We start from the raw sequence: 21,526 nt of genomic DNA on the forward strand, positions 1-21,526 counted from the left end.
AAGTTTGAAAAGTTGCTCCGGAGCGATCTTGGACCGTTTGGTTTGGGTGGTGTCGGGTGTGTCTGTTGTTTGAGAACTCAATAGTGTGCCAAGTTTGTTGATACCGGTTTATTTTATATGAATTGGTTGAATTTGCCGGGTCATGCCGCCCCTGTGGTGTGGTCTGGTTTTTACAGCTGGTTTCAAATTTTGCTGCCAGGTTTCCGCGTTTTCCCGTGGTTTCTGGGTGGTGTTCGTTTTTGTTTTACTTCAACGGAGAGTTTGATCCTGGCTCAGGATGAACGCTGGCGGCGTGCTTAACACATGCAAGTCGAACGATGAACCTCACTTGTGGGGGGATTAGTGGCGAACGGGTGAGTAACACGTGAGTAACCTGCCCTTAACTCTGGGATAAGCCTGGGAAACTGGGTCTAATACCGGATATGACTCCTCATCGCATGGTGGGGGGTGGAAAGCTTTTTGTGGTTTTGGATGGACTCGCGGCCTATCAGCTTGTTGGTGAGGTAATGGCTCACCAAGGCGACGACGGGTAGCCGGCCTGAGAGGGTGACCGGCCACACTGGGACTGAGACACGGCCCAGACTCCTACGGGAGGCAGCAGTGGGGAATATTGCACAATGGGCGCAAGCCTGATGCAGCGACGCCGCGTGAGGGATGACGGCCTTCGGGTTGTAAACCTCTTTCAGTAGGGAAGAAGCGAAAGTGACGGTACCTGCAGAAGAAGCGCCGGCTAACTACGTGCCAGCAGCCGCGGTAATACGTAGGGCGCAAGCGTTATCCGGAATTATTGGGCGTAAAGAGCTCGTAGGCGGTTTGTCGCGTCTGCCGTGAAAGTCCGGGGCTCAACTCCGGATCTGCGGTGGGTACGGGCAGACTAGAGTGATGTAGGGGAGACTGGAATTCCTGGTGTAGCGGTGAAATGCGCAGATATCAGGAGGAACACCGATGGCGAAGGCAGGTCTCTGGGCATTAACTGACGCTGAGGAGCGAAAGCATGGGGAGCGAACAGGATTAGATACCCTGGTAGTCCATGCCGTAAACGTTGGGCACTAGGTGTGGGGGACATTCCACGTTTTCCGCGCCGTAGCTAACGCATTAAGTGCCCCGCCTGGGGAGTACGGCCGCAAGGCTAAAACTCAAAGGAATTGACGGGGGCCCGCACAAGCGGCGGAGCATGCGGATTAATTCGATGCAACGCGAAGAACCTTACCAAGGCTTGACATGGACCGGACTGCTGCAGAGATGTGGTTTCCCCTTTGGGGCCGGTTCACAGGTGGTGCATGGTTGTCGTCAGCTCGTGTCGTGAGATGTTGGGTTAAGTCCCGCAACGAGCGCAACCCTCGTTCTATGTTGCCAGCGCGTGATGGCGGGGACTCATAGGAGACTGCCGGGGTCAACTCGGAGGAAGGTGGGGACGACGTCAAATCATCATGCCCCTTATGTCTTGGGCTTCACGCATGCTACAATGGCCGGTACAAAGGGTTGCGATACTGTGAGGTGGAGCTAATCCCAAAAAGCCGGTCTCAGTTCGGATTGGGGTCTGCAACTCGACCCCATGAAGTCGGAGTCGCTAGTAATCGCAGATCAGCAACGCTGCGGTGAATACGTTCCCGGGCCTTGTACACACCGCCCGTCAAGTCACGAAAGTTGGTAACACCCGAAGCCGGTGGCCTAACCCCTTGTGGGAGGGAGCTGTCGAAGGTGGGACTGGCGATTGGGACTAAGTCGTAACAAGGTAGCCGTACCGGAAGGTGCGGCTGGATCACCTCCTTTCTAAGGAGCACCTACAGATGTCTGCCGCGTGTATGCGTTGGTGGGGGTTTGTCAGGAGTATATGCCCGTTGCGCAGGCGATTGTTCTGCGGCGGGTGCTCATGGGTGGAATATCAACAAATAGGTGCCTGGTGGCACGGACCGGTTGTTAGTACGGACGCTTTCTTCCCTTTGGGGTTGGGGGTGTCTTGGAACGGAGCTGGTACGGATTGCTGGGTAGTGTTTGGCACACTGTTGGGTCCTGAGGCAACAGGGCCGGGAGGGGTTCGCAGCTTACGGGTTGTGGGCTGTTTTTCCTGGTGTTTGTTTGTTTCTGGTTTCCTGGCTGCACCGATCATACGGTTTGTCCCCTGTTGTGGGGGTTCGTGTGGGGTGTGTGGTTTGGGGTTGTTGTTTGAGAACTACATAGTGGACGCGAGCATCTTTTATAAGAAGCAATTTCCAAGAATATGAACCTGGATCTGGCTGCGCGTGATGGTGTCGCCCCCTTGGGGGTGGTGTTGTTGGGTGTGGTTGGTTTTCGTGGTTCTCTCGAAAATTAGCGTAATTGATCTTTTGTGGTCAAGTTTTTAAGAGCACACGGTGGATGCCTTGGCATTAGGAGCCGAAGAAGGACGTAGGAATCTGCGATAAGCCTGGGGGAGTCGATAACCGGACTGTGATCCCAGGGTGTCCGAATGGGGAAACCCCGCCAGGGGCGCGAGCTGCCTGGTGACCCGCATCTGAACACATAGGGTGCGTGGAGGGAACGCGGGGAAGTGAAACATCTCAGTACCCGCAGGAAGAGAAAACAATAGTGATTCCGTCAGTAGTGGCGAGCGAACGCGGATCAGGCTAAACCGTTCCATGTGTGATAGCCGGCGGGCGTTGCATGGTCGGGGTTGTGGGACTTTCCGTACTGTCTCTGCCGGGACAGTGAGGTGTGATGTGCAGGCATAGGTGAACGGTCTTGAAAGGCCGGCCAGAGAGGGTGTGAGCCCCGTAACCGAAATGTTGTGTACCGCCTGGGAAGTATCCCAAGTAGCACGGGGCCCGAGAAATCCCGTGCGAATCTGTCAGGACCACCTGATAAGCCTAAATACTCCCTAATGACCGATAGCGGACCAGTACCGTGAGGGAAAGGTGAAAAGTACCCCGGGAGGGGAGTGAAACAGTACCTGAAACCGTGTGCTTACAATCCGTCGGAGCCAGTCTGATTCTGGTGACGGCGTGCCTTTTGAAGAATGAGCCTGCGAGTTAGTGTTACGTCGCGAGGTTAACCCGTGTGGGGAAGCCGTAGCGAAAGCGAGTCTGAATAGGGCGTTGCAGTGGCGTGATCTAGACCCGAAGCGAAGTGATCTACCCATGGCCAGGTTGAAGCGACGGTAAGACGTCGTGGAGGACCGAACCCACTTCAGTTGAAAATGGAGGGGATGAGCTGTGGGTAGGGGTGAAAGGCCAATCAAACTTCGTGATAGCTGGTTCTCCCCGAAATGCATTTAGGTGCAGCGTTGCGTGTTTCTTACCGGAGGTAGAGCTACTGGATGGCTAATGGGCCCTACAAGGTTACTGACGTCAGCCAAACTCCGAATGCCGGTAAGTGAGAGCGCAGCAGTGAGACTGTGGGGGATAAGCTTCATAGTCGAGAGGGAAACAGCCCAGACCACCAACTAAGGCCCCTAAGCGTGTGCTAAGTGGGAAAGGATGTGGAGTTGCGAAGACAACCAGGAGGTTGGCTTAGAAGCAGCCATCCTTAAAAGAGTGCGTAATAGCTCACTGGTCAAGTGATTCCGCGCCGACAATGTAGCGGGGCTCAAGTACACCGCCGAAGTTGTGGCATTCAGATATTTGCTAAGCCCTTGTGGTTCAGGCGTCTGGATGGGTAGGGGAGCGTCGTGTGGGCAGTGAAGTCGCGGTGTAAACCAGCGGTGGAGCCTACACGAGTGAGAATGCAGGCATGAGTAGCGAAAGACGGGTGAGAAACCCGTCCGCCGAATGATCAAGGGTTCCAGGGTCAAGCTAATCTGCCCTGGGTAAGTCGGGACCTAAGGCGAGGCCGACAGGCGTAGTCGATGGACAACGGGTTGATATTCCCGTACCGGCGAAAAACCGTCCATGCTGAACAGGGGATACTAACTGCCCGAGACCTGCCCGATCACCCTTGTGGTGTGAGGGTTTTGGTGGAGCGCGGGACCTGATCCTGGGAGGTAAGCGTATTAACAGGTGTGACGCAGGAAGGTAGCCAAGCCGGGCGATGGTTGTCCCGGTCTAAGGATGTAGGGCGAACGGTAGGCAAATCCGCTGTTCATGATGCCTGAGATCTGATGGGACCCCCTCACGGGGGGATTTGGTGATCCTATGCTGCCGAGAAAAGCATCGACGCGAGGTTTTAGCCGCCCGTACCCCAAACCGACACAGGTGATCAGGTAGAGAATACTAAGGCGATCGAGAGAATTATGGTTAAGGAACTCGGCAAAATGCCCCCGTAACTTCGGGAGAAGGGGGGCCCCAACCTTGAACGGTACTAGCGACCGGGAGGGGATCGGGGCCGCAGAGACCAGGGGGAAGCGACTGTTTACTAAAAACACAGGTCCGTGCGAAGTCGCAAGACGATGTATACGGACTGACTCCTGCCCGGTGCTGGAAGGTTAAGAGGACCGGTTAGCCTCACGGCGAAGCTGAGAATTCAAGCCCCAGTAAACGGCGGTGGTAACTATAACCATCCTAAGGTAGCGAAATTCCTTGTCGGGTAAGTTCCGACCTGCACGAATGGAGTAACGACTTCCCCGCTGTCTCAACCATAAACTCGGCGAAATTGCAGTACGAGTAAAGATGCTCGTTACGCGCAGCAGGACGGAAAGACCCCGAGACCTTTACTATAGTTTGGTATTGGTGTTCGGAGTGGCTTGTGTAGGATAGGTGGGAGACGTTGAAGCCCGGACGCCAGTTCGGGTGGAGTCATCGTTGAAATACCACTCTGGTCACTTTGGACATCTAACTTCGGCCCGTAATCCGGGTCAGGGACAGTGCCTGATGGGTAGTTTAACTGGGGCGGTTGCCTCCTAAAAAGTAACGGAGGCGCCCAAAGGTTCCCTCAGCCTGGTTGGCAATCAGGTGTCGAGTGTAAGTGCACAAGGGAGCTTGACTGTGAGAGAGACATCTCGAGCAGGGACGAAAGTCGGGACTAGTGATCCGGCGGTACATTGTGGAATGGCCGTCGCTCAACGGATAAAAGGTACCTCGGGGATAACAGGCTGATCTTGCCCAAGAGTCCATATCGACGGCATGGTTTGGCACCTCGATGTCGGCTCGTCGCATCCTGGGGCTGGAGTAGGTCCCAAGGGTTGGGCTGTTCGCCCATTAAAGCGGTACGCGAGCTGGGTTTAGAACGTCGTGAGACAGTTCGGTCCCTATCCGCTGCGCGCGCAGGAAATTTGAGAAGGGCTGTCCTTAGTACGAGAGGACCGGGACGGACGAACCTCTGGTGTGTCAGTTGTACTGCCAAGTGCACCGCTGATTAGCTACGTTCGGATGGGATAACCGCTGAAAGCATCTAAGCGGGAAGCTCGCTTCGAGATGAGATTTCCATACACCTTGTGTGTGAGAGGCCCCCAGCCAGACCACTGGGTTGATAGGCCGGATGTGGAAGCGAGGACTAACGACTCGTGAAGCTGACCGGTACTAATAGGCCGATAACTTACACCACACACCACCCCTGTAAACCCATTCAAAAGGGGTTTACACCCAGGGGCGGTAAAAAGATAACAAGACTGCTTGCGTCCACTATGTGGTTCCCAACCAACAAACCCGTTGCTTGAGAACACAACTGAATAAACAACACCACACCCGCACCACACAAGCTGCGGGGACAGGTTGTAACCAGACTTCCCACACCACCCCCACACCGGGGCGCGTGCCGGGTACAAGGGTTACGGCGGTCATAGCGTGGGGGAAACGCCCGGTCCCATTCCGAACCCGGAAGCTAAGACCCACAGCGCCGATGGTACTGCACCCGGGAGGGTGTGGGAGAGTAGGTCACCGCCGGACACACATTAGGCTCAGGCCCCAACCACAGGTTGGGGCCTGACCCATTTAAAAAACCCAAACCCCAAACCGGACCCCCGCAGCATTCCGGGCCCCGGCACCGCCGTCGAACACCAACGAACCGAACGAACCACAGGAACTGAGAGAGCGTCACCCCAAACCCCGCAGCAACTGAGAGAGCGTCACCCAAAACCCCGCAGGAACTGAGAGAGCGTCACCCCAAACCGTGCAGGAACTGAGAGAGCGTCCGCTGTGGGCGCAATTCTCCGAAAAATCCCCGGAAAACTAGTGATTTAAGTCAAAAAGTCGCGGAAACACGCGGAATTTGCGGACCGCGCGGGCCCAAGCTGGTAAGTTTTCGAACAGTGGCTTGTACGCATGCCGCGTTCAGGCTCCAGAAATCATGACAGTCCAGGAGGACATAAATGGCTAAGAACCGCAGTGAACTTGTTTCAGAGGTAGCAGGCAAGGCCGGCACCAGCCAGGCAGCCGTGAACTCCGTCCTCGATGCACTGTTCGAGGTTTTCGAGACTTCTGTCGCCTCGGGCGAGAAGATCACCATCCCGGGCTGGCTCGCAGTCGAGCGCACCGACCGTGCAGCACGCACCGGCCGCAACCCGCAGACCGGTGAGACCATCCAGATCGCAGCAGGCCACAGCGTAAAGCTGACCGCCGGCTCCAAGCTGAAGGCTGCAGTCGCCAAGAAGAAGTAATCTTCTCCGGCAGCAGCAGTGGAGCGGCGACCTCAGGGTTGCCGCTCCACTGCTTTAAGCCGATTCGCCGCGCAGGCACCGGTGGCGGACAATGGATAAGTGCCTTCCGCAGCAAAGCCCCGTTCAACAGCGCCCCAGCCCGCCCCCGACAAGCGGGCGCACGGCCAGGCTGCCGGCGCCTTGGGGGTTTCCCGGCCGTGGCAGATGGCGGGGCTCGCGGCCTTGTTCCTGGGGCTGGCGGCGGCACTCCTGTTTTCCGGGGCAGCCGCAGCCCGTGAGGTCTCCGACCCGGGTGCACTGGTCCGCTGGGGACTTCCTATAAGCAAGGCCATCCACAACGTTTCCCTGGCAACGGTGATCGGCGGCCTGATTTTCGCCGTCGGCATTCTGCCCAGAACATCAGGACCGCGCTCCCGCGTCAACAACGCGGCCGACGGCGACGCCCCCGAACACCCCGCCTTCTCCCGCGCGCTGGCCGTGGCAGCCGCCGCCGGTGTCGCATGGACGCTGTCAGCGATCGCGGTTCTGGTGCTCACGTATTCGGACGTCGCTGGCCAAGGGCTCTCCGGGGACGCCGAGTTCACCCGGGCCCTCGTCTACTTCATGACGGGCATCGAGACCGGGCGCGCCTGGCTGGCAGTAACCATCATCGCCGCCACTGTGACCACCGCCCTCTTCGGGGTGAGATCCTTGGGAGGCCTGGCGCTCACTCTGGTCCTGGCGCTGGAGGGCCTGGTGCCCACGGCGCTGATCGGGCACTCGTCGAGCTCTTCTGACCACGAGGGGGCCATCAACTCGCTGGGCCTTCACCTGCTGGGAGTCAGCGCCTGGGTGGGCGGCATCATCCTGCTGGCACTGCTGTCCGGTATCCTCACGGGGTCCAAGCCTGGGGCTGGCGCTGACATTACCGAGCCCACCCTGCGGCGGTTCTCCTCCCTTGCAGGCTTTGCCTTCGTCTTGGTGTTTGCCTCAGGCGTGATCAACGCGAGCATCCGCGTCACCAGCTGGAATGACTTGTTCGGCTCCCCCTATGGCCAGCTGATCCTGGCGAAATCGGTAGCCACCCTGGTACTGGGCGGGATCGGCCTGATGCACCGTCAATGGGTCATCCCGCAGCTGGGCCGCAAGGGTGGTTCCGCCCTGTCGTCCCGCCGGGTGCTGTGGCAGCTGGTGCTGGTGGAACTCCTGGTCATGGGAGCCACCTCGGGGATCGCCGTAGCGCTGAGCAGCTCGGCCCCGCCGCAGCCCACTACTTTTGCACCGGACGCATCGCCGGCGTTCATCCTGTCCGGATACGAGCTGCCCCCGGAGCTGACCCCCGTACGGTGGCTCACGGAATGGCGCCTGGACTGGCTCTGGATAGCCGTGGCGCTCTTCGGGCTTGTTTCCTACTTCCTGGGCGTGGCCAAGGTGCGCCGCCGCGGCGACAAGTGGCAGTGGTTCCGGTCCGTGAACTGGGTGATGGGCCTGGTGGTGCTGACGTACATCACGTCGGGACCGCCGTCGGTCTACGGCCGGGTGCTGTTCTCGGCGCACATGGTGGACCACATGGCGCTGACCATGGTGGCGCCGATTTTCCTGGTGCTCGGCGCTCCGGTGACGCTGGCACTGCGTGCCCTGCCCGCCCGCGGGGACGGTTCCCGCGGCCTGCGCGAATGGCTGCTGGTGTTTGTGCACTCCAAGTTCTCGCAATTGGTGACCCATCCACTCTTCGCGGCCGCGAACTTCGCGGGCTCCATTGTGCTGTTCTACAATTCGGAGGCCTTCGGCTTTGCCATGCGGGAGCATGTGGGCCACGAGCTGATGAACCTGCACTTCGCGCTGACGGGCTACATCTTTGTGCTGAGCATGATCGGCACGGATCCGTTGCCGCGCCGGGCACCGTATCCGATGCGGCTGGTCATCCTGCTGGCCACCATGGGCTTCCATGCGTTCTTTGGCGTGGCCATCATGGGCGGTACCGGACTCCTGGCTGCGGACTACTTCGGCAACCTTGGCCGTACCTGGGGCCCGTCCGCCCTCCTGGACCAGCAAATGGGCGGTGCGGTGGCCTGGGGCATCGGGGAGGTGCCCACCCTGTTGGTGGCCATCGGTGTCGCCGTCATGTGGTCCCGGTCCGATGAACGGGAGACGCGACGCACCGACCGGGCCGCGGACAGGAATAACGACGCCGATCTGACTGCTTACAACGATATGTTTGCCCAATTGGCTGAACGCGACGCCAAGCTGGCTAAACGCAACTCAAAGCTGGAAGGACGCTGATGAGCGAAACCGTACGCACCCACCACCGGGTCCGAGCCTCCGAACTGGTGGGCCGCAACTGGCTCAACACCGGCGGCAAGTCTCTGGACCTGGAAGCCCTGCGCGGCAAGATCGTGCTGCTGGACTTCTGGACCTTCTGCTGCATCAACTGCCTCCACGTCCTCGATGAGCTCCGTCCGCTCGAGGAACAGTACTCCGACGTCTTGGTGACCGTTGGCGTGCACTCACCCAAGTTCGAGCACGAAGCCGATCCGGTGGCGCTGGCCGCCGCCGTGGAACGCTACGAAATCCACCATCCCGTCCTGGACGACCCCGAGCTGGACACGTGGAAGGCCTACACCGCACGGGCCTGGCCCACCCTGGTGGTCATCGACCCCGAGGGCTACATCGTGGCGCACCTCTCCGGTGAAGGCCATGCCGACGGCCTGGCGGTGCTGATCCCGGAACTGATCGCCGAGCATGAGGCGAAGGGAACCCTGCACCGCGGCTCCGGGCCTTACGTGGCACCGGAAGCCACGTCGGGCACCCTCCGGTTTCCAGGCAAGGCCCTGTACCTCCCGGCTGGGCGGGGTTCTGCCGAGGCAGCGGAAGGATCTGCCCACGGCTCCTGGCTGGTGACCGACACAGGCCACCACCGCGTTCTGGAACTGGCCACCGACTTCCGGACGGTACTGGCGACTTTCGGTTCCGGAACCAAGGGATACGCCGACGGCCCTGCCGCCGGTGACGCTGCCACCGCGCAGTTCAACGAGCCCCAGGGGCTTGTCCTGCTCCCGGAGGATGTGGCAGGGAAGGTGGGCTACGACGTCCTGATTGCCGACTCAGTCAACCACCGCCTCCGCGGACTGTCGCTGGCGGACGGGACGGCCACCACAGTGGCCGGAAGCGGTGTGCAGCGCCTGCTGGAGACCGGACCGGCCCGCGTGGACGAGGACGCAGCGGGCTTCACCGGACGCCTGAGTGACCACCCCCTGGACGTCTCCCTGAGCTCCCCGTGGGACGTCGTCTGGTCCACGAAGCTCAACGCCGTGGCGATTGCCATGGCCGGTGTGCACCAGATTTTCAGCTTCGATCCGCTGACCGGCGCTGTGGCGATTGCTGCCGGCAACGGCCTGGAAGGCCTGCTGGACGGTCCGGCCCACGAAGCCTGGTTCGCCCAGCCCTCCGGCCTGGCCGAGGACGCCGATGGCAACATCTGGGTGGCGGATTCCGAAACGTCCGCCCTCCGCAAGCTGGTGATTGACGACGCCGGCGCTGTCACCGTGGAATCCGCGGTGGGCAAGGGCCTCTTCGACTTTGGCTTCCGCGACGGCGCGGCGCCCGATGCCCGGCTCCAGCACCCGCTGGGCGTCACCGTCCTGCCGGACGGCTCCGTGGCCATCGCAGACACCTACAACGGTGCCGTGCGGCGCTACGATCCCACTGCCGGAACGGTGTCCACCCTGGCTCGCGGCCTGTCCGAGCCTTCCGACGTGATTGTGGACCACACCCAGGCAGCCGGCTCCGAACCGCTGCTGGTGGTGGTGGAGGCGAACCAGCACCAACTGGTGTACGTGCCCATCCCCAAGGAAGCGCAGCAGGTGGACGAGGGCGCCGTACAGACCCACCGGCCCAAAAGCCCGGTTGCCCCTGGCCTGCTGGAACTGACCGTCCGCTTCGAGGCGCCCACCGGCCAGAAGCTCGATGACCGCTGGGGCGATCCCACCCAGCTGAAGATCTCCTCCACGCCGCCGGAGCTGCTGGTGGCCGGCGCGGGGACTTCCGTGGGCCTGCGCCGGACCCTGGAGCTGGCCTCGGACATCCCCGACGGCGTGCTGCACATTACCGCCCGCGCGGCGGCCTGCGACGGTCCCGAGACCGACGACGGCGAGATCCCTGACCACGCCGCCTGCCACTTGTACCAGCAGGATTGGGGCATCCCCGTGCTGATCCAGGACGACGGCGACACGGAGCTGGTCCTGGACCTGCGCGGAATGGACTGATCACCGCCGCCGTCGCCGGCTTCTGAGGTTGCCTGCCGTGCGTGGCGTCCCGCCGTGCGTGGCTCCTGACCTCCGGGGCCGGAAAGCCGCGTCTAGTAGCTCAGGAGCGGCGTGACTTTGATGGTGTCGCCGGTGACGTCCAGGCGCGTGGTGAAGCTGAAGTCCACCTCTTCGTCCAGCGGGAACCATGCTCCCGTGAAGGAGTTCTGCTGGAGTGCCGCCACCTTCGCCTTGCCGTCCAGCGGCGAGACCACCCAGCGGCCGTCAAACGGTTCGATGGATACCTCGGGGTACTCCGTGACAGTCCATTTGATGGTCCCGTCCTGGACCCTGTTGTTGCTGGCGTAGTAGAAGGGGCAATCCGGCTGGAGCTTCTGCTGCTTCACGGCCTCGGCGGCGCAGGCGTCCAGGAATTCCTTGACCTTCGCACCTACATCTTCCCGCAGGTCCTTGGTTGCCTGTGTCAGCAGGTTCAGCGGAGCCGCCGGAACGTCCCGGGACGTTACCGTGGCGCGGGTGGCGGGGGCGGAAAAGTACTGGCCGTTCAGCGACGCTTCATACTCTCCCGGGTAGAACACGGCAAAGGAATTGCGGCCGTTGGGCATGTTGACCGGTACACCGTTGAGCGTGGCCTCGCTGGCGTTCACCACGTTGACGTCCAAAGTGGGTAACCGCGACGGCACGAAAGCCCAGGTGTTAAAGAACAGCCATTCCGTTCCGGTCTTCTCCAGCGTGAACTCAGTGCGCAGCCGGCTGCCGTCGATGGTGTACTCCATGGGCACCATCACCTGGTTCCCGGAGCGTTCCTCGGCCTCGCCGATTTTCACGTTTGCGAACCGCGAGGCTGCAGTCTGCAGAGCGGTTCCGTCGAGCATGGCGGCGCTGCCCGGGGGAACGGCTGCGCGCAGGAGGCCCAGTGCCTTGCCGCCATCGCCGTCGTGCATTGCATCCAGATACTCACGGACGGGCTGCTGCGGACTGGCCACTGTGTTGTTCACCAGGTTCACGGCTACGACGCCTGCGGCCACGGCAAGCATGAGGCCCAACAGCCATCCGGCCGCCATCCTCACCAACGCTTGACTCATCTGCACGTCCCTTACGTTACCTGCAAGCCCGGCGAATCCAGGAGTTGCCGCCCCACCGCATGACGCGGAGCGGCCGCCTTCCTGATGCCCGACGGCGGCACGCAAGGCCCAAAAGCACCGTCAGTTTCGCTTACCGGCGGCGGCGGGACGAGGTGCCAAACACGCCGCGGAGCAGCTCCCGGCCGAGCTGCGTGCCCATGGAACGGACCATGCTTTTGAGCCCGCCGCCAAGGGCTCCGCCCAGTGCTCCGGCGAGGTCGTCCACCATGCCGCCGCCGGCCTGTGCCGGTTGCCTGGGTGCCCGCCGTGCTCTCCCCGTGACCGGGCCGGCAGCGTCGGGACCGGAAGTGCCAGGACTGGAACTGTCAGGCAAGGAGGCCGGCGCGGTCCGGCTGCTCGGCCGGCCGAGGATCTCCTCCTCGATCCGGCGGGCTTCGGCGTCGACGTCGGCCTGGCTGGCGTTGGCCGGAACCGGCGGCAGGCCTGGTGCTGCCGGGCCTGTTGTGGCCGCGGCCTTGCCCGTGAGTTTCTCGTAGGCGGAGACGTTGTCCACTGCCGTTCCGTACTTGGCCAGCAGCGCGGATCCCGCCACTGTGCTTTTGACGAGATCACCGGCGCTGGGCCCCATCACGGACTCAGGCGCCCGTAGTCGGGTGAGGGCCACCGGTGTGGGGGCGCCTCTTTCGTTCATAACGGTGATGACAGCCTCGCCGATTCCAGCGGACGTCAGGGTTTCCTCAAGGTCGTAGTCGCTGACTGGAAAGGTGGAGACCGTGGCCTTGAGTGCTTTGGCATCCTCAGGGGTGAAGGCACGGAGTGCGTGCTGGACGCGGTTCGCCAACTGGCCCAGGACAGCTGCCGGCACATCCTTGGGGGTCTGCGTCACAAAGAAGATGCCCACGCCCTTGGAGCGGATCAGCCGGACCGTGGTGGTGATCGCGTCGAGGAATGCCTTTGAGGCGTCGCTGAAGAGCAGGTGGGCCTCGTCGAGGAAGAACACCAGCTTGGGCTTGTCCAGATCGCCGGCTTCGGGAAGGTCCTCAAAGAGGTCCGCCAGCAGCCACATCAGGAACGTGGAGAAGAGCATGGGCTTGGTCTGCAGTGTGGGGAGCTCCAGGCACGTGATCACGCCGCGGCCGTCCGGCGCCGTCCGGAGAAGCTCCGCGGTGTCGAATTCCGGCTCGCCGAAGAACCTTTCCAGGCCCTGGGCCTCCAGGTTCACCAGTTCGCGCAGTATGACGCCGGCCGTGGCCTTGGACAGGCCGCCGAGTTCCTCCAGTTCGTCCTTGCCTTCAGCCGAGGTGAGGAACTGGATGACTGAGCGGAGATCCTTCAGGTCGGTAAGTTCCAGGTTCTTTTTGTCCGCAAAGTGGAACACCAGCTGCAGGCTGGATTCCTGGGTGTCGTTGAGCTCCATAACGCGGGACAGCAGGATGGGCCCGAACGAGGTGACGGTGGCCCTGACGGGAATCCCGTTTCCGTCACCGCCCAGGGCAAGGAACTCCACGGGGAACGTCTTGCCGGCCCAGGCCTGGCCGATGCTGTCGGTGCGGGCGCTCAGTTTTTCACTTCCCGTGGCCGCCGTGGCCAGGCCGGAGAGGTCGCCCTTGATGTCGGCAAGGAACACCGGGACTCCGGCAGTGGACAGCTGCTCTGCCATCATGTGCAGCGTGACGGTCTTGCCGGTGCCGGTTGCGCCGGCTACCAGGCCGTGCCTGTTCATCATGGACAACGGCAGCCGGACCTGGGCTTCCTTGTGGACTTCGCCGTCAATGATGGCGGCCCCGAGTTCGATGGTGGCGCCGTCCAGGGTGTAGCCAATCTGGATGGTGGCAAGCTTCTCTGCTGTGGTTTTGTTGGCCATGCCGTTAGCTTAGCGGTGGCCCCGGGAGATTCTTCGTGAAAGCAAGCGGCCCAATGGTCTCCGGATCCTGCTGCAGATCGAACTGCGGCTCATACCCGGTTTTGAGGTACAGGTGCTTGGCCTCGGGCTGGCGGGGACCCGTGGTGAGGTACACGCGGCGGTATCCGCGCACGCCGGCCAGCGCTTCCAGTTCCGCCAGCACCAGCCGCGCCAGCCCACGGCGGCGGTGCGCGGAATGTGTCCAGATGCGCTTGAACTCGGCGGTCCGGGAGTCATACTGCCGGAAGGCTCCGCCGGCAACGGATCCGCCGTTTTCCTGGACTACCAGCAGTGCACCGCCCGGTTCCTGGAACTCGGCTGCGGGGTACCGGTTGAGCTCATCGGCGGCGGCACCGCGGCCAAACCGGTCGCCGTAGCGCGAATCGTATTCCACGGCCAGTTCGTCCAGGAGCGGCCGCACCCGGGGATCGTGCATTCCGAGGCTGAGGATGGTCAGTGCCGCCGGATCGAGGGGAGCCCTCTTCGAGGGCCGGGCAAGAGGCGCGGTTTCCATGTTCATGATTCAGGCCTTCCCGACGGCGGCTGGTACGGCGGCCGGGGCCATCCTGGCCGCTACGGCCAGGATGCTCCTGGCCAGGGCATCGTTCTCGCGGAACGGGGCGGCGTTTGTCCCTGGCCTGGCGAACGCGCCGGCACCCCAGCCGGAGGTTCCCGGGCCGACGCCGAAAATCCTGTCCTGTGCCTGGCCCTTGGCGTCCACGAGTTGCTGCTCGCGAGATACCAGCAGCTTGCCGGTGGAGTGGATGCCGTCCGCCGTGAGGAGTTGCTCCTCGCTTCCGAGGCCGCCGCGGTGCACCGACTGCAGCAGCGGGTTCAGGGACCGTGCTGCTGAGGCCGCCGGGAGACGGGCTTCGATGAAGGCCTTCGCCCGGACGGCCGCACCGGACTGCGGAGAGCCGGCCACGAAGTCTCCGGTGGATTCGTCCGCAGCCACTGTGAGCCCGGGTCCCAGGAAGTGCAGCAGACCTGCCCGGTGCAGGGCCAGCATTTCACGCAGGCGCCGCGGCGGCGGACCGGAATCCACGAAGCTGAAGAACCCGTGCCACCAGCCGTGCACGGCCTGCTGCGAACGGGCGTTGAGCCTCTCGGCCGGTACCAGCCGGCCCAGCGCCATGTAGACCTTGAGCAGTGACAGGAACAGGGCCAGCGTTTCGGGATGGTCGGGGCCGTCACGGAGGCCTAGATCGCGCTCGATGTAGCCGGCCACGGCCGCCTGGACCTCAGCATGGCCGGCGAACCGCCGTCCTGCGAACGGATGGTCCAGCCGCTCGAGGTCAAGGTGGAGGCGGCAGTCCGGGACGGAGGCAGCCACCAGTTCCTCGCGGGCGGCGCTGTACCAGTCCAGTTCAGCGAACCGGGTGGAGAACTCCGCCCAACTGGTGCTGACCCGCCCGGGGCTGCCCGTGAACAGCTCGCGGTAGTAGCCGAAGCCGGCTTCCTTGGCGATCAGCGGCCAGAGTTGCTCGCGGAAGTCCAGCTCGCCGTGCCGCTCCAGCAGCGCACCCACCGCCGCAGCCATGACGAAGCGCGGCTCGCCGTGGGCCTCACCGTGTAGCACGGCGGAAATCTTGGAGTGGTAGGGCACGCCCCGCCGCGATCCGGCCCAAAGGTGCGGTTCCCGGCCGGACGCGCGGTACCGCAGGCCGCCGTCGGGCGTTTCCTCGAACCGCCCGCCGCGCCCTTCCATCAGCAGGACCATCAGGTCCACAAATGCCAGCCCCATCCCGGAGACGATCACGTCCTGACCCGCGGCGACTGCTGAATAGTCGACGTCGGTGGTGTAGCTGGGCGCCGCATGGAAAGCGCCGTGCCGGGCGGCAAAGCCCGCCCACGCCGCGGAGGCGGCGTCCGGCTGCGAGTCCGTGTGACCGAGTGCGGTGACCACGACGTCGGCACGCAGCGTGCCGCCGTTGGCCAGCCGCACATGGTGAGCGTCGGCGTCGGCGCCTGTGGAGGAGTGGTCACCGCAGGAAGAGTCACCGCGGGAAGACCCGCCGGCAGGTTCGATCGCTACGGCGGTGGTGCGGTGGACTGTCACCTTCCCGCCGAGTGCAGAGACCGTGCGGCGGAAAAACCACTCAAGGTACTGGCTGTTCAGCTGGCGGGTGGGGAACGTCGCGCCGGTCAGGGAGCGCAGCTGCTCCCGGATAGCCGGCGGGAAGTCCGGAACGTCCGTGATGGAGCCGTCCAGTACGCCGGCTGCCCATTCGGCCAGCCCGGGCCCTTCTACGGCGGGGCCTTCGCAGGCCACGGAGGAGTCTGTGAACATGGTGACGTCCGCCGCGGCCGAGTTCATCATCAGGCCGGGATGCTGGTCGTAGCGCCAGATCCGGCCGGAGCCGGGTTCGTAGGGTTCCACCACATGGATGTCCAGCCGGCCGGAAAACAGCGCAGCACGGTTGGCCACGATCCGCTCCAGCACCCCGGCCGCTCTTGGGCCGCCGCCGATGAAGACAACGGACGGCGCGTTCGCTGGCATGGGGACTCCTGGTGGGGACGGTGTTGGAGTGCCCATGCTAGGCAGCGCGTTCCACGCCGGTCGAGTGGCCCGGTAACGCCCGTTAACTCCGCGTCACAGCGCGTTAACCGACGCAAAAAACGGACTCATGACGCGGTGCGAAGCCAGGTGAAGTTATGCAACCTGCCGCCTTGCTGCCCCTTTCCGGGCCGCCCTAGATTTGCAGCCAGTCAACAACGTGGGGTGGCCAGTTCCTGCGCAGTGAGGATCCCAGTGAAAGAAGCGAGGTGGCGCATGAGTTCAACAACAACCAGGGTGGCCCGGTCAACCGAGTCAGCTCAGTCAGCTCCCGGACCGGTGTCCGCCGGAGCAGGAACATCACAGGCCACACGCGGTCCCCGAAACCCGGCAGTCGACTATTCCGGCTACCGCCTGGTGGCCGCGAAGCATCCGTGGCGCTGGGCAGGAACGGCAGCGGTGGCCCTGGGCGTCGCTGCGGTGGCGTGGTCCCTGGCCGCCAACCCGCGGTGGGAGTGGGGAGTGGTGGCGCAGTGGTTCACCGCCCAGTCCGTCATCAACGGGCTGCTGGAGACGCTGAAACTGACCGCCATCTCCGGGCTGCTGGGATTTGTCCTGGGGTTCATCCTGGCGCTGATGCGGCTGTCCGCCTCGCCGCTGCTGGTCTCGGTGTCCTGGACCTTCTCCTGGATCTTCCGGTCCACCCCGCTCCTGGTCCAGATGCTCCTTTGGTACAACCTGGGTTACCTGTACGAGAAGATCAGCTTAGGCATCCCCTTCACCGATGTCCGCTTCTTCGAGGTTCAGACCACCACACTGATCAGCCAGTTTGCGGCAGCAGTGCTGGGCCTGACCCTGAACCAGGCGGCCTATTCAGCCGAGATCATCCGCGGCGGCATCTTGTCCGTGGACCAGGGCCAGCTGGAGGCCGCAGCCGCGTTGGGCATCCCCGCCTGGCGCCGTTCCACCCGGATCATCCTGCCGCAGGCCATGCGGGCCATCCTGCCCACGGCGTTCAACGAGATCATCGGCCTGGTCAAGGGCACGTCCATCGTCTACGTCCTGGCCTATTCGGAGCTGTTCTACACGGTGCAGGTGATCTACAACCGCACCCAGCAGGTGCTGCCGCTGCTCCTGGTGGCTACGCTCTGGTACGTCGTAATCACCTCAGTGCTGAGCGTCTTCCAGTACTACATCGAACGGCACTACTCCAAGGGCGCCGTGCGGACCCTGCCGCTGACGCCCCTGCAGAAGGCCCGGAAATTCTTCGCCACCCACTCGCCTGTATCCGGGCAAGCAAGGAGCCCCCGATGAGCATCGCCACCGCCGTGCCCCACGCCGCTGAAACGCAGGCCACCCGCGGACTGGTGGAGATCACCAAGGTCCGGAAGTCGTTCGGCGCCACCGAAGTCCTCAAGGGGATCACCCTCACCGTCGAACCCGGCGGTGTGGCTGTGATCGTGGGACCGTCCGGCTCAGGAAAATCCACCCTGCTGCGGACCATCAACCACTTGGAAAAGGTGGACGGCGGTCACATCTCAATCGACGGGACACTGGTGGGCTATCAGGTCAGGGGCCAGCGGCTGCATGAGCTGCGCGAAAAGGACATCCTGAAGCAGCGCACCGAAATCGGCATGGTCTTCCAGAACTTCAACCTGTTTCCGCACTTCACAGCCCTGGAGAACGTGGCCGAGGCGCCCGTGGTGGCGCAGGGGCGCTCAAAGGCGGAGGCAAGGCGGCGTGGCCTGGAACTGCTGGACCGCGTTGGCCTCAAGGACCGTGCGGATGCCTACCCCCGCCAGCTGTCCGGGGGCCAGCAGCAGCGGGTTGCCATTGCCAGGGCCCTGGCGCTGGATCCCAAGATCCTGCTGTTCGACGAGCCCACGTCGGCCCTTGACCCCGAACTGGTCAACGAGGTGCTGGACGTCATCAGGGAACTCGCGAAGTCCGGCACCACGCTGGTCATCGTCACCCACGAAATGGGCTTCGCCCGGGACGTGGCGGACACCGTGGTGTTCATGGACCAGGGCCAGATCGTGGAACAGGGCAGCCCGCAGCAGATTTTCACCAGCCCGCAGGAACCTCGCACGCGGAGTTTCTTCTCCAAGGTGACCGAACCCGCATTCAATATCTGAAGGAACTTCCCATGGCATTTTTCAGCACCCGCGCAAGCACCCGAGCCGGTTCCGGAGCCAGCGTCCGCCCCCTAACAGGAACCCGACGCTCGTTCGCGGCGCTGCCCGCCGTCGTCCTGCTTGGAACGGCCGCACTGACCGCCTGCTCCGATCCCGGCGCGGCAGCCAACGGGGAGCAGCCGGAGACGACGGCGGCACGCAACGGCGTGGCCTACAACACCTCGCCGGACCAGCAGCGGGTCCGGGCGCAGAAGGACGCAGCGCTCGCGGCCAAGGTACCGGAGCTGATCGGCAGGGACGGCAAGTTGACAGTGGCCACTACCGCAGGGTCCATCCCGCTGTCCTTCCACGCCACCGACGACAAGACCCCCATCGGGTCCGAGCTGGACATCGCCCAGCTGGTGGCAGACAAGCTGGGCCTGGAACTGGACATCCAGGTGACTTCCTGGGAGAACTGGCCGCTGAAGACCCAGTCCGGCGACTTCGAGGCCGTGTTTTCCAACGTGGGCGTCAACAAGGACCGGGTGAAACTCTTCGATTTCGCGAGCTATCGTGCAGCGTACATGGGCTTCGAGGCCAAGAAGTCCGCCAGCTATGACATCAAGGGCGCGGACGACATCTCCGGCCTGAGGGTCTCCGTTGGCTCCGGGACCAACCAGGAGAAGATCCTGCTGGCGTGGAACAAGGAGCTCGAAGGCAAGGGCAAGCCGCCGGCCGTCCTGCAGTACTACTCCTCCGACGCGGACACTATCCTGGCGCTCTCCTCCGGCCGGACGGACCTCAACATCGCCCCGTACCCGTCCACCGTGTACCGCGAAAACACCCGTGATGACCTGAAAGTGGTGGGCAAGGTCAATGCCGGCTGGCCCTCGGAAACGCTGGTGGCCGCCACCACCCTCAAAGGCAACGGCCTGGCGCCCGTGATCACGGAGGCGCTGAACTCGGCCATTAAGGATGGCTCCTACGCCGAGGTACTGGAACGGTGGGGCCTGTCCGGAGAGGCGCTTCCCGAATCGAAGACCATCACCGAGGCAACGTTCGGCTCGCGCTAGACGTGACCGCCGCCCCTGCCGAATCTGCCGACCCCAACGTCAACAGGAGCAACCATGCCCACGCACACTGAAACTGAAACAGCCCCCTTCACCGCAGCCTGGACGGAGTGGCACGCCGCCCATGAACGGCACCGCGCGGACCCGCACGGTTTCCTGGCGGTCACCCACCTGCACTGGTTGGATTCCGAGCCTGCCGCCCTGGCCGGCGCACCGGGCACCTGGAGTGTTAAGAACGACGCCGTCACCCTGGTTCTGGCGGCAGGCGAAAGCCTGTTCCGGGACGGCAGGGAGCTGAACCCGGACGGTGCCGGTGCCACCGTTTCCTTCGGTCCCATCGCAGAACGGGAAGGAATTAACTTGAGGTCGGGGGACACCGTCGTCGAACTCGCCAAACGCGGCGGCGAGTACGTCGTCCGGCCGCGGCACCCGGGCAACCCGCTGCTCGCGGGTTACAGCGGCACCCCGGCCTACGAGCCGGATCCCCAGTTCAAGGTGGCCGGTACGTTCGTGCCGTTCACGGAATCGCGCGCCATCACGGTGGGGGCCGCCGTCGAAGGCATCCAGCATGTCTACGAGGCCCCCGGAGAGATCCGCTTCCGGCTGGCTGGCCAAGACCTGACGCTCACCGCCTTCAACGGGCACGCCACGGGCACCCTTTCCGTCCTCTTCACGGACGCCACGTCGGGGAAGACCACCTACGCTGCCAACCGCTCCCTGGCGGTTGCGGCACCGGGCCCGGATGGAGCCGTGGTCCTGGACTTCAACCGCGCGGTGAACCTGCCGTGCGCGTACACCGATCTGGCCACGTGCCCGCTGCCGCCCGCCGAGAACCGGCTGCCGGTGGCCATTGAAGCCGGCGAGCAGATCCCGTTCGAGCGGGAAAGCACCGCAGAAAGGCGGGACGCGAAATGAGCGGCACGGAACAGCGCCCGGGGCGCGGACTGCTGCTGATTGAGCTCGACGGCGACGGCGGCCACCCGGCCGCGTGGCGGAAGTCCAGGACGGCCCCGGTCGCAGTGCTCGGGCCAGCCAGGTTGCGGGACACCGTCCTGGCGGCCGAGTCGGCCGGATTCCATGCGGCCACGTTCGGCGACGGGGCGGTGCCTGAGAACGGGGCGGTGCCTGAGAACGGCGCCGCTCGGCTGAATGCCCTTCAACGGGCAGCCTTCGTGGCTCCACTGACCCGCTCCATCGCACTGGTTCCCGAAGTGGACACGGTTTACACCGAGCCCTTCCACGTCTCCACACAGCTGGCCAGCCTGGACTATGTGTCCCGTGGCCGCGCCGGCTGGCTGGTCCGGGCGAGTGGGTCCGGTGCCGAGGCTGCCGCCGTCGGCCGCGAACCCGCGGGCTCCGCGAGGCGCACCCGCGAGGCAGCCGCCTCGATCGAGGTGGGACGACGGCTTTGGGACACCTGGGAGGACGACGCTGTCATCAAGGACGTGGCGACCGGACGCTACCTCGATGTGGACCGCCTCCACTACGCCGATTTTGAAGGGCCGGACTACTCCGTGAAGGGCCCGTCCATCATCCCGCGGCCGCTCCAGGGGCCGCTGCCCGTGCTGGTGCCCGCCGGCCTGCTGCCCCCTGAGGCGCTCGCCGGGGGTGCTGCGGACGCGGTCCTGGTCTCGGCGCCCACGCCCGATCTGCTGGCTGCGGAACTCCGGGACACCGCCGCCAGCCTGGCGCGGGCCAACCCGCCGGGCACCCAGCCCGCACTCATTGCCGAACTGGACATTGTCCTGGACGCACGCGGCCAGTCTGCGGCGTCCCGGCTGGCTGAACTGGACGCGCGCGCATTCTGGGAAAGCCCAAGAGCACGGTTTGTGGGAACTGCGGCGGAACTGACGGAACTGCTTGCCGGACTCTTGACCGAGGCGGCAGGCGTCCGGCTGCATCCTGCCGTAGTGGACGCAGACCTGGAGGAGTTGGCGCAGCTGGTCCTGCCGGAGTTGCGCCGCCGCAGGCTGTTGGCGCCGGCGACCCCCGACGCCACCTTTCGCGAACTGCTGGGCCTGCCGCGGCCGGTGAGCCGGTACGCCGCGGCGGGCACCGCCGTCGTCCATTTCCCGGCTTCACGCGCTGGAAACTGAGGAGCGAAC

The 21,526-nt window shown here is 63.7% G+C and carries 12 protein-coding genes and 3 rRNA genes; 11 read left to right on the top strand and 4 right to left on the bottom strand.

Annotation, left to right across the window (positions count from 1 at the left end; all coding sequences use genetic code 11):
* Positions 1-249 precede the first annotated feature (249 nt).
* The 6 genes from QFZ30_RS00005 (at position 250) to QFZ30_RS00030 (ending at position 10,752) form a co-directional block, all read left to right on the top strand.
* Positions 250-1,773 (top strand): 16S ribosomal RNA (locus tag QFZ30_RS00005).
* 558 nt (positions 1,774-2,331) lie between these two features.
* Positions 2,332-5,457, top strand: a 23S ribosomal RNA gene (locus QFZ30_RS00010).
* A 224-nt stretch (positions 5,458-5,681) separates the two neighbouring features.
* A 5S ribosomal RNA gene (rrf, locus tag QFZ30_RS00015) occupies positions 5,682-5,798 on the top strand.
* Together the 16S, 23S and 5S rRNA genes form the textbook arrangement of a ribosomal RNA operon.
* 422 nt (positions 5,799-6,220) lie before the next feature.
* Complete coding sequence (locus QFZ30_RS00020) at positions 6,221-6,508, top strand: HU family DNA-binding protein (protein ID WP_214961838.1); 288 nt, start codon at positions 6,221-6,223, stop codon at positions 6,506-6,508.
* A 99-nt stretch (positions 6,509-6,607) separates the two neighbouring features.
* Positions 6,608-8,770: a cytochrome c oxidase assembly protein gene (locus tag QFZ30_RS00025; RefSeq protein WP_307072286.1), complete on the top strand. Its 2,163-nt coding sequence runs from the start codon at positions 6,608-6,610 to the stop codon at positions 8,768-8,770.
* Positions 8,770-10,752, top strand: coding sequence for an NHL domain-containing thioredoxin family protein (locus tag QFZ30_RS00030; RefSeq protein WP_307072288.1), 1,983 nt, complete (start codon positions 8,770-8,772; stop codon positions 10,750-10,752). The genes QFZ30_RS00025 and QFZ30_RS00030 overlap by 1 nt, the downstream gene beginning before the upstream one ends.
* A 92-nt stretch (positions 10,753-10,844) precedes the next feature.
* Here the strand turns inward: QFZ30_RS00030 and QFZ30_RS00035 are convergent, their stop codons facing one another.
* The 4 genes from QFZ30_RS00035 to QFZ30_RS00050 all read right to left on the bottom strand — a co-directional run bounded on the left by QFZ30_RS00035 (position 10,845) and on the right by QFZ30_RS00050 (position 16,240).
* Entirely contained in the window at positions 10,845-11,837 is a 993-nt protein-coding gene (locus tag QFZ30_RS00035) for a hypothetical protein (RefSeq protein ID WP_307072290.1), read from the bottom strand.
* A 130-nt stretch (positions 11,838-11,967) separates the two neighbouring features.
* Entirely contained in the window at positions 11,968-13,701 is a 1,734-nt protein-coding gene (locus QFZ30_RS00040; RefSeq protein WP_307072292.1) for a helicase HerA-like domain-containing protein, read from the bottom strand.
* A 4-nt stretch (positions 13,702-13,705) separates the two neighbouring features.
* The gene (locus tag QFZ30_RS00045) at positions 13,706-14,260 is read right to left on the bottom strand and encodes a GNAT family N-acetyltransferase (protein ID WP_307072294.1); all 555 of its coding nucleotides are present in this window, start codon (positions 14,258-14,260) and stop codon (positions 13,706-13,708) included.
* 3 nt (positions 14,261-14,263) lie between these two features.
* Positions 14,264-16,240 carry an FAD/NAD(P)-binding protein gene (locus QFZ30_RS00050; protein WP_307072296.1) on the bottom strand — a complete coding sequence of 659 codons (1,977 nt, stop codon included), beginning with the start codon at positions 16,238-16,240 and terminating at the stop codon, positions 14,264-14,266.
* A 273-nt stretch (positions 16,241-16,513) separates the two neighbouring features.
* Between QFZ30_RS00050 and QFZ30_RS00055 the strand changes: the two genes are divergently transcribed.
* Genes QFZ30_RS00055 through QFZ30_RS00075 form a run of 5 tightly spaced genes read left to right on the top strand, consistent with a single transcriptional unit; the run spans position 16,514 to position 21,517 of the window.
* On the top strand, positions 16,514-17,551 hold the full coding sequence (locus tag QFZ30_RS00055) for an amino acid ABC transporter permease (RefSeq protein ID WP_307072298.1): 1,038 nt from the start codon (positions 16,514-16,516) through the stop codon (positions 17,549-17,551).
* Complete coding sequence (locus tag QFZ30_RS00060; RefSeq protein WP_307072299.1) at positions 17,548-18,372, top strand: amino acid ABC transporter ATP-binding protein; 825 nt, start codon at positions 17,548-17,550, stop codon at positions 18,370-18,372. The genes QFZ30_RS00055 and QFZ30_RS00060 overlap by 4 nt, the downstream gene beginning before the upstream one ends.
* 11 nt (positions 18,373-18,383) lie before the next feature.
* Positions 18,384-19,424: an ABC transporter substrate-binding protein gene (locus tag QFZ30_RS00065; protein WP_307072301.1), complete on the top strand. Its 1,041-nt coding sequence runs from the start codon at positions 18,384-18,386 to the stop codon at positions 19,422-19,424.
* Between the two features lie 54 nt (positions 19,425-19,478).
* Positions 19,479-20,336, top strand: coding sequence for a DUF1684 domain-containing protein (locus QFZ30_RS00070; RefSeq protein WP_307072303.1), 858 nt, complete (start codon positions 19,479-19,481; stop codon positions 20,334-20,336).
* Positions 20,333-21,517: an LLM class flavin-dependent oxidoreductase gene (locus QFZ30_RS00075; RefSeq protein WP_307072304.1), complete on the top strand. Its 1,185-nt coding sequence runs from the start codon at positions 20,333-20,335 to the stop codon at positions 21,515-21,517. The genes QFZ30_RS00070 and QFZ30_RS00075 overlap by 4 nt, the downstream gene beginning before the upstream one ends.
* Positions 21,518-21,526 lie beyond the last annotated feature (9 nt).

It is taken from the genome of Arthrobacter pascens, from assembly GCF_030815585.1.
In the GTDB taxonomy this organism is placed as follows: domain Bacteria; phylum Actinomycetota; class Actinomycetes; order Actinomycetales; family Micrococcaceae; genus Arthrobacter; species Arthrobacter pascens_A.

Bases quoted from the DNA above. Each gene is read 5' to 3' on its own strand.
- QFZ30_RS00020 (WP_214961838.1), top strand. From the start codon at position 6,221: ATGGCTAAGAACCGCAGTGAACTTGTTTCAGAGGTAGCAGGCAAGGCC.
- QFZ30_RS00030 (WP_307072288.1), top strand. From the start codon at position 8,770: ATGAGCGAAACCGTACGCACCCACCACCGGGTCCGAGCCTCCGAACTG.
- QFZ30_RS00035 (WP_307072290.1), bottom strand. From the start codon at position 11,837: ATGAGTCAAGCGTTGGTGAGGATGGCGGCCGGATGGCTGTTGGGCCTC.
- QFZ30_RS00040 (WP_307072292.1), bottom strand. From the start codon at position 13,701: ATGGCCAACAAAACCACAGCAGAGAAGCTTGCCACCATCCAGATTGGC.
- QFZ30_RS00045 (WP_307072294.1), bottom strand. From the start codon at position 14,260: ATGAACATGGAAACCGCGCCTCTTGCCCGGCCCTCGAAGAGGGCTCCC.
- QFZ30_RS00050 (WP_307072296.1), bottom strand. From the start codon at position 16,240: ATGCCAGCGAACGCGCCGTCCGTTGTCTTCATCGGCGGCGGCCCAAGA.
- QFZ30_RS00055 (WP_307072298.1), top strand. From the start codon at position 16,514: ATGAGTTCAACAACAACCAGGGTGGCCCGGTCAACCGAGTCAGCTCAG.
- QFZ30_RS00060 (WP_307072299.1), top strand. From the start codon at position 17,548: ATGAGCATCGCCACCGCCGTGCCCCACGCCGCTGAAACGCAGGCCACC.
- QFZ30_RS00065 (WP_307072301.1), top strand. From the start codon at position 18,384: ATGGCATTTTTCAGCACCCGCGCAAGCACCCGAGCCGGTTCCGGAGCC.
- QFZ30_RS00070 (WP_307072303.1), top strand. From the start codon at position 19,479: ATGCCCACGCACACTGAAACTGAAACAGCCCCCTTCACCGCAGCCTGG.
- QFZ30_RS00075 (WP_307072304.1), top strand. From the start codon at position 20,333: ATGAGCGGCACGGAACAGCGCCCGGGGCGCGGACTGCTGCTGATTGAG.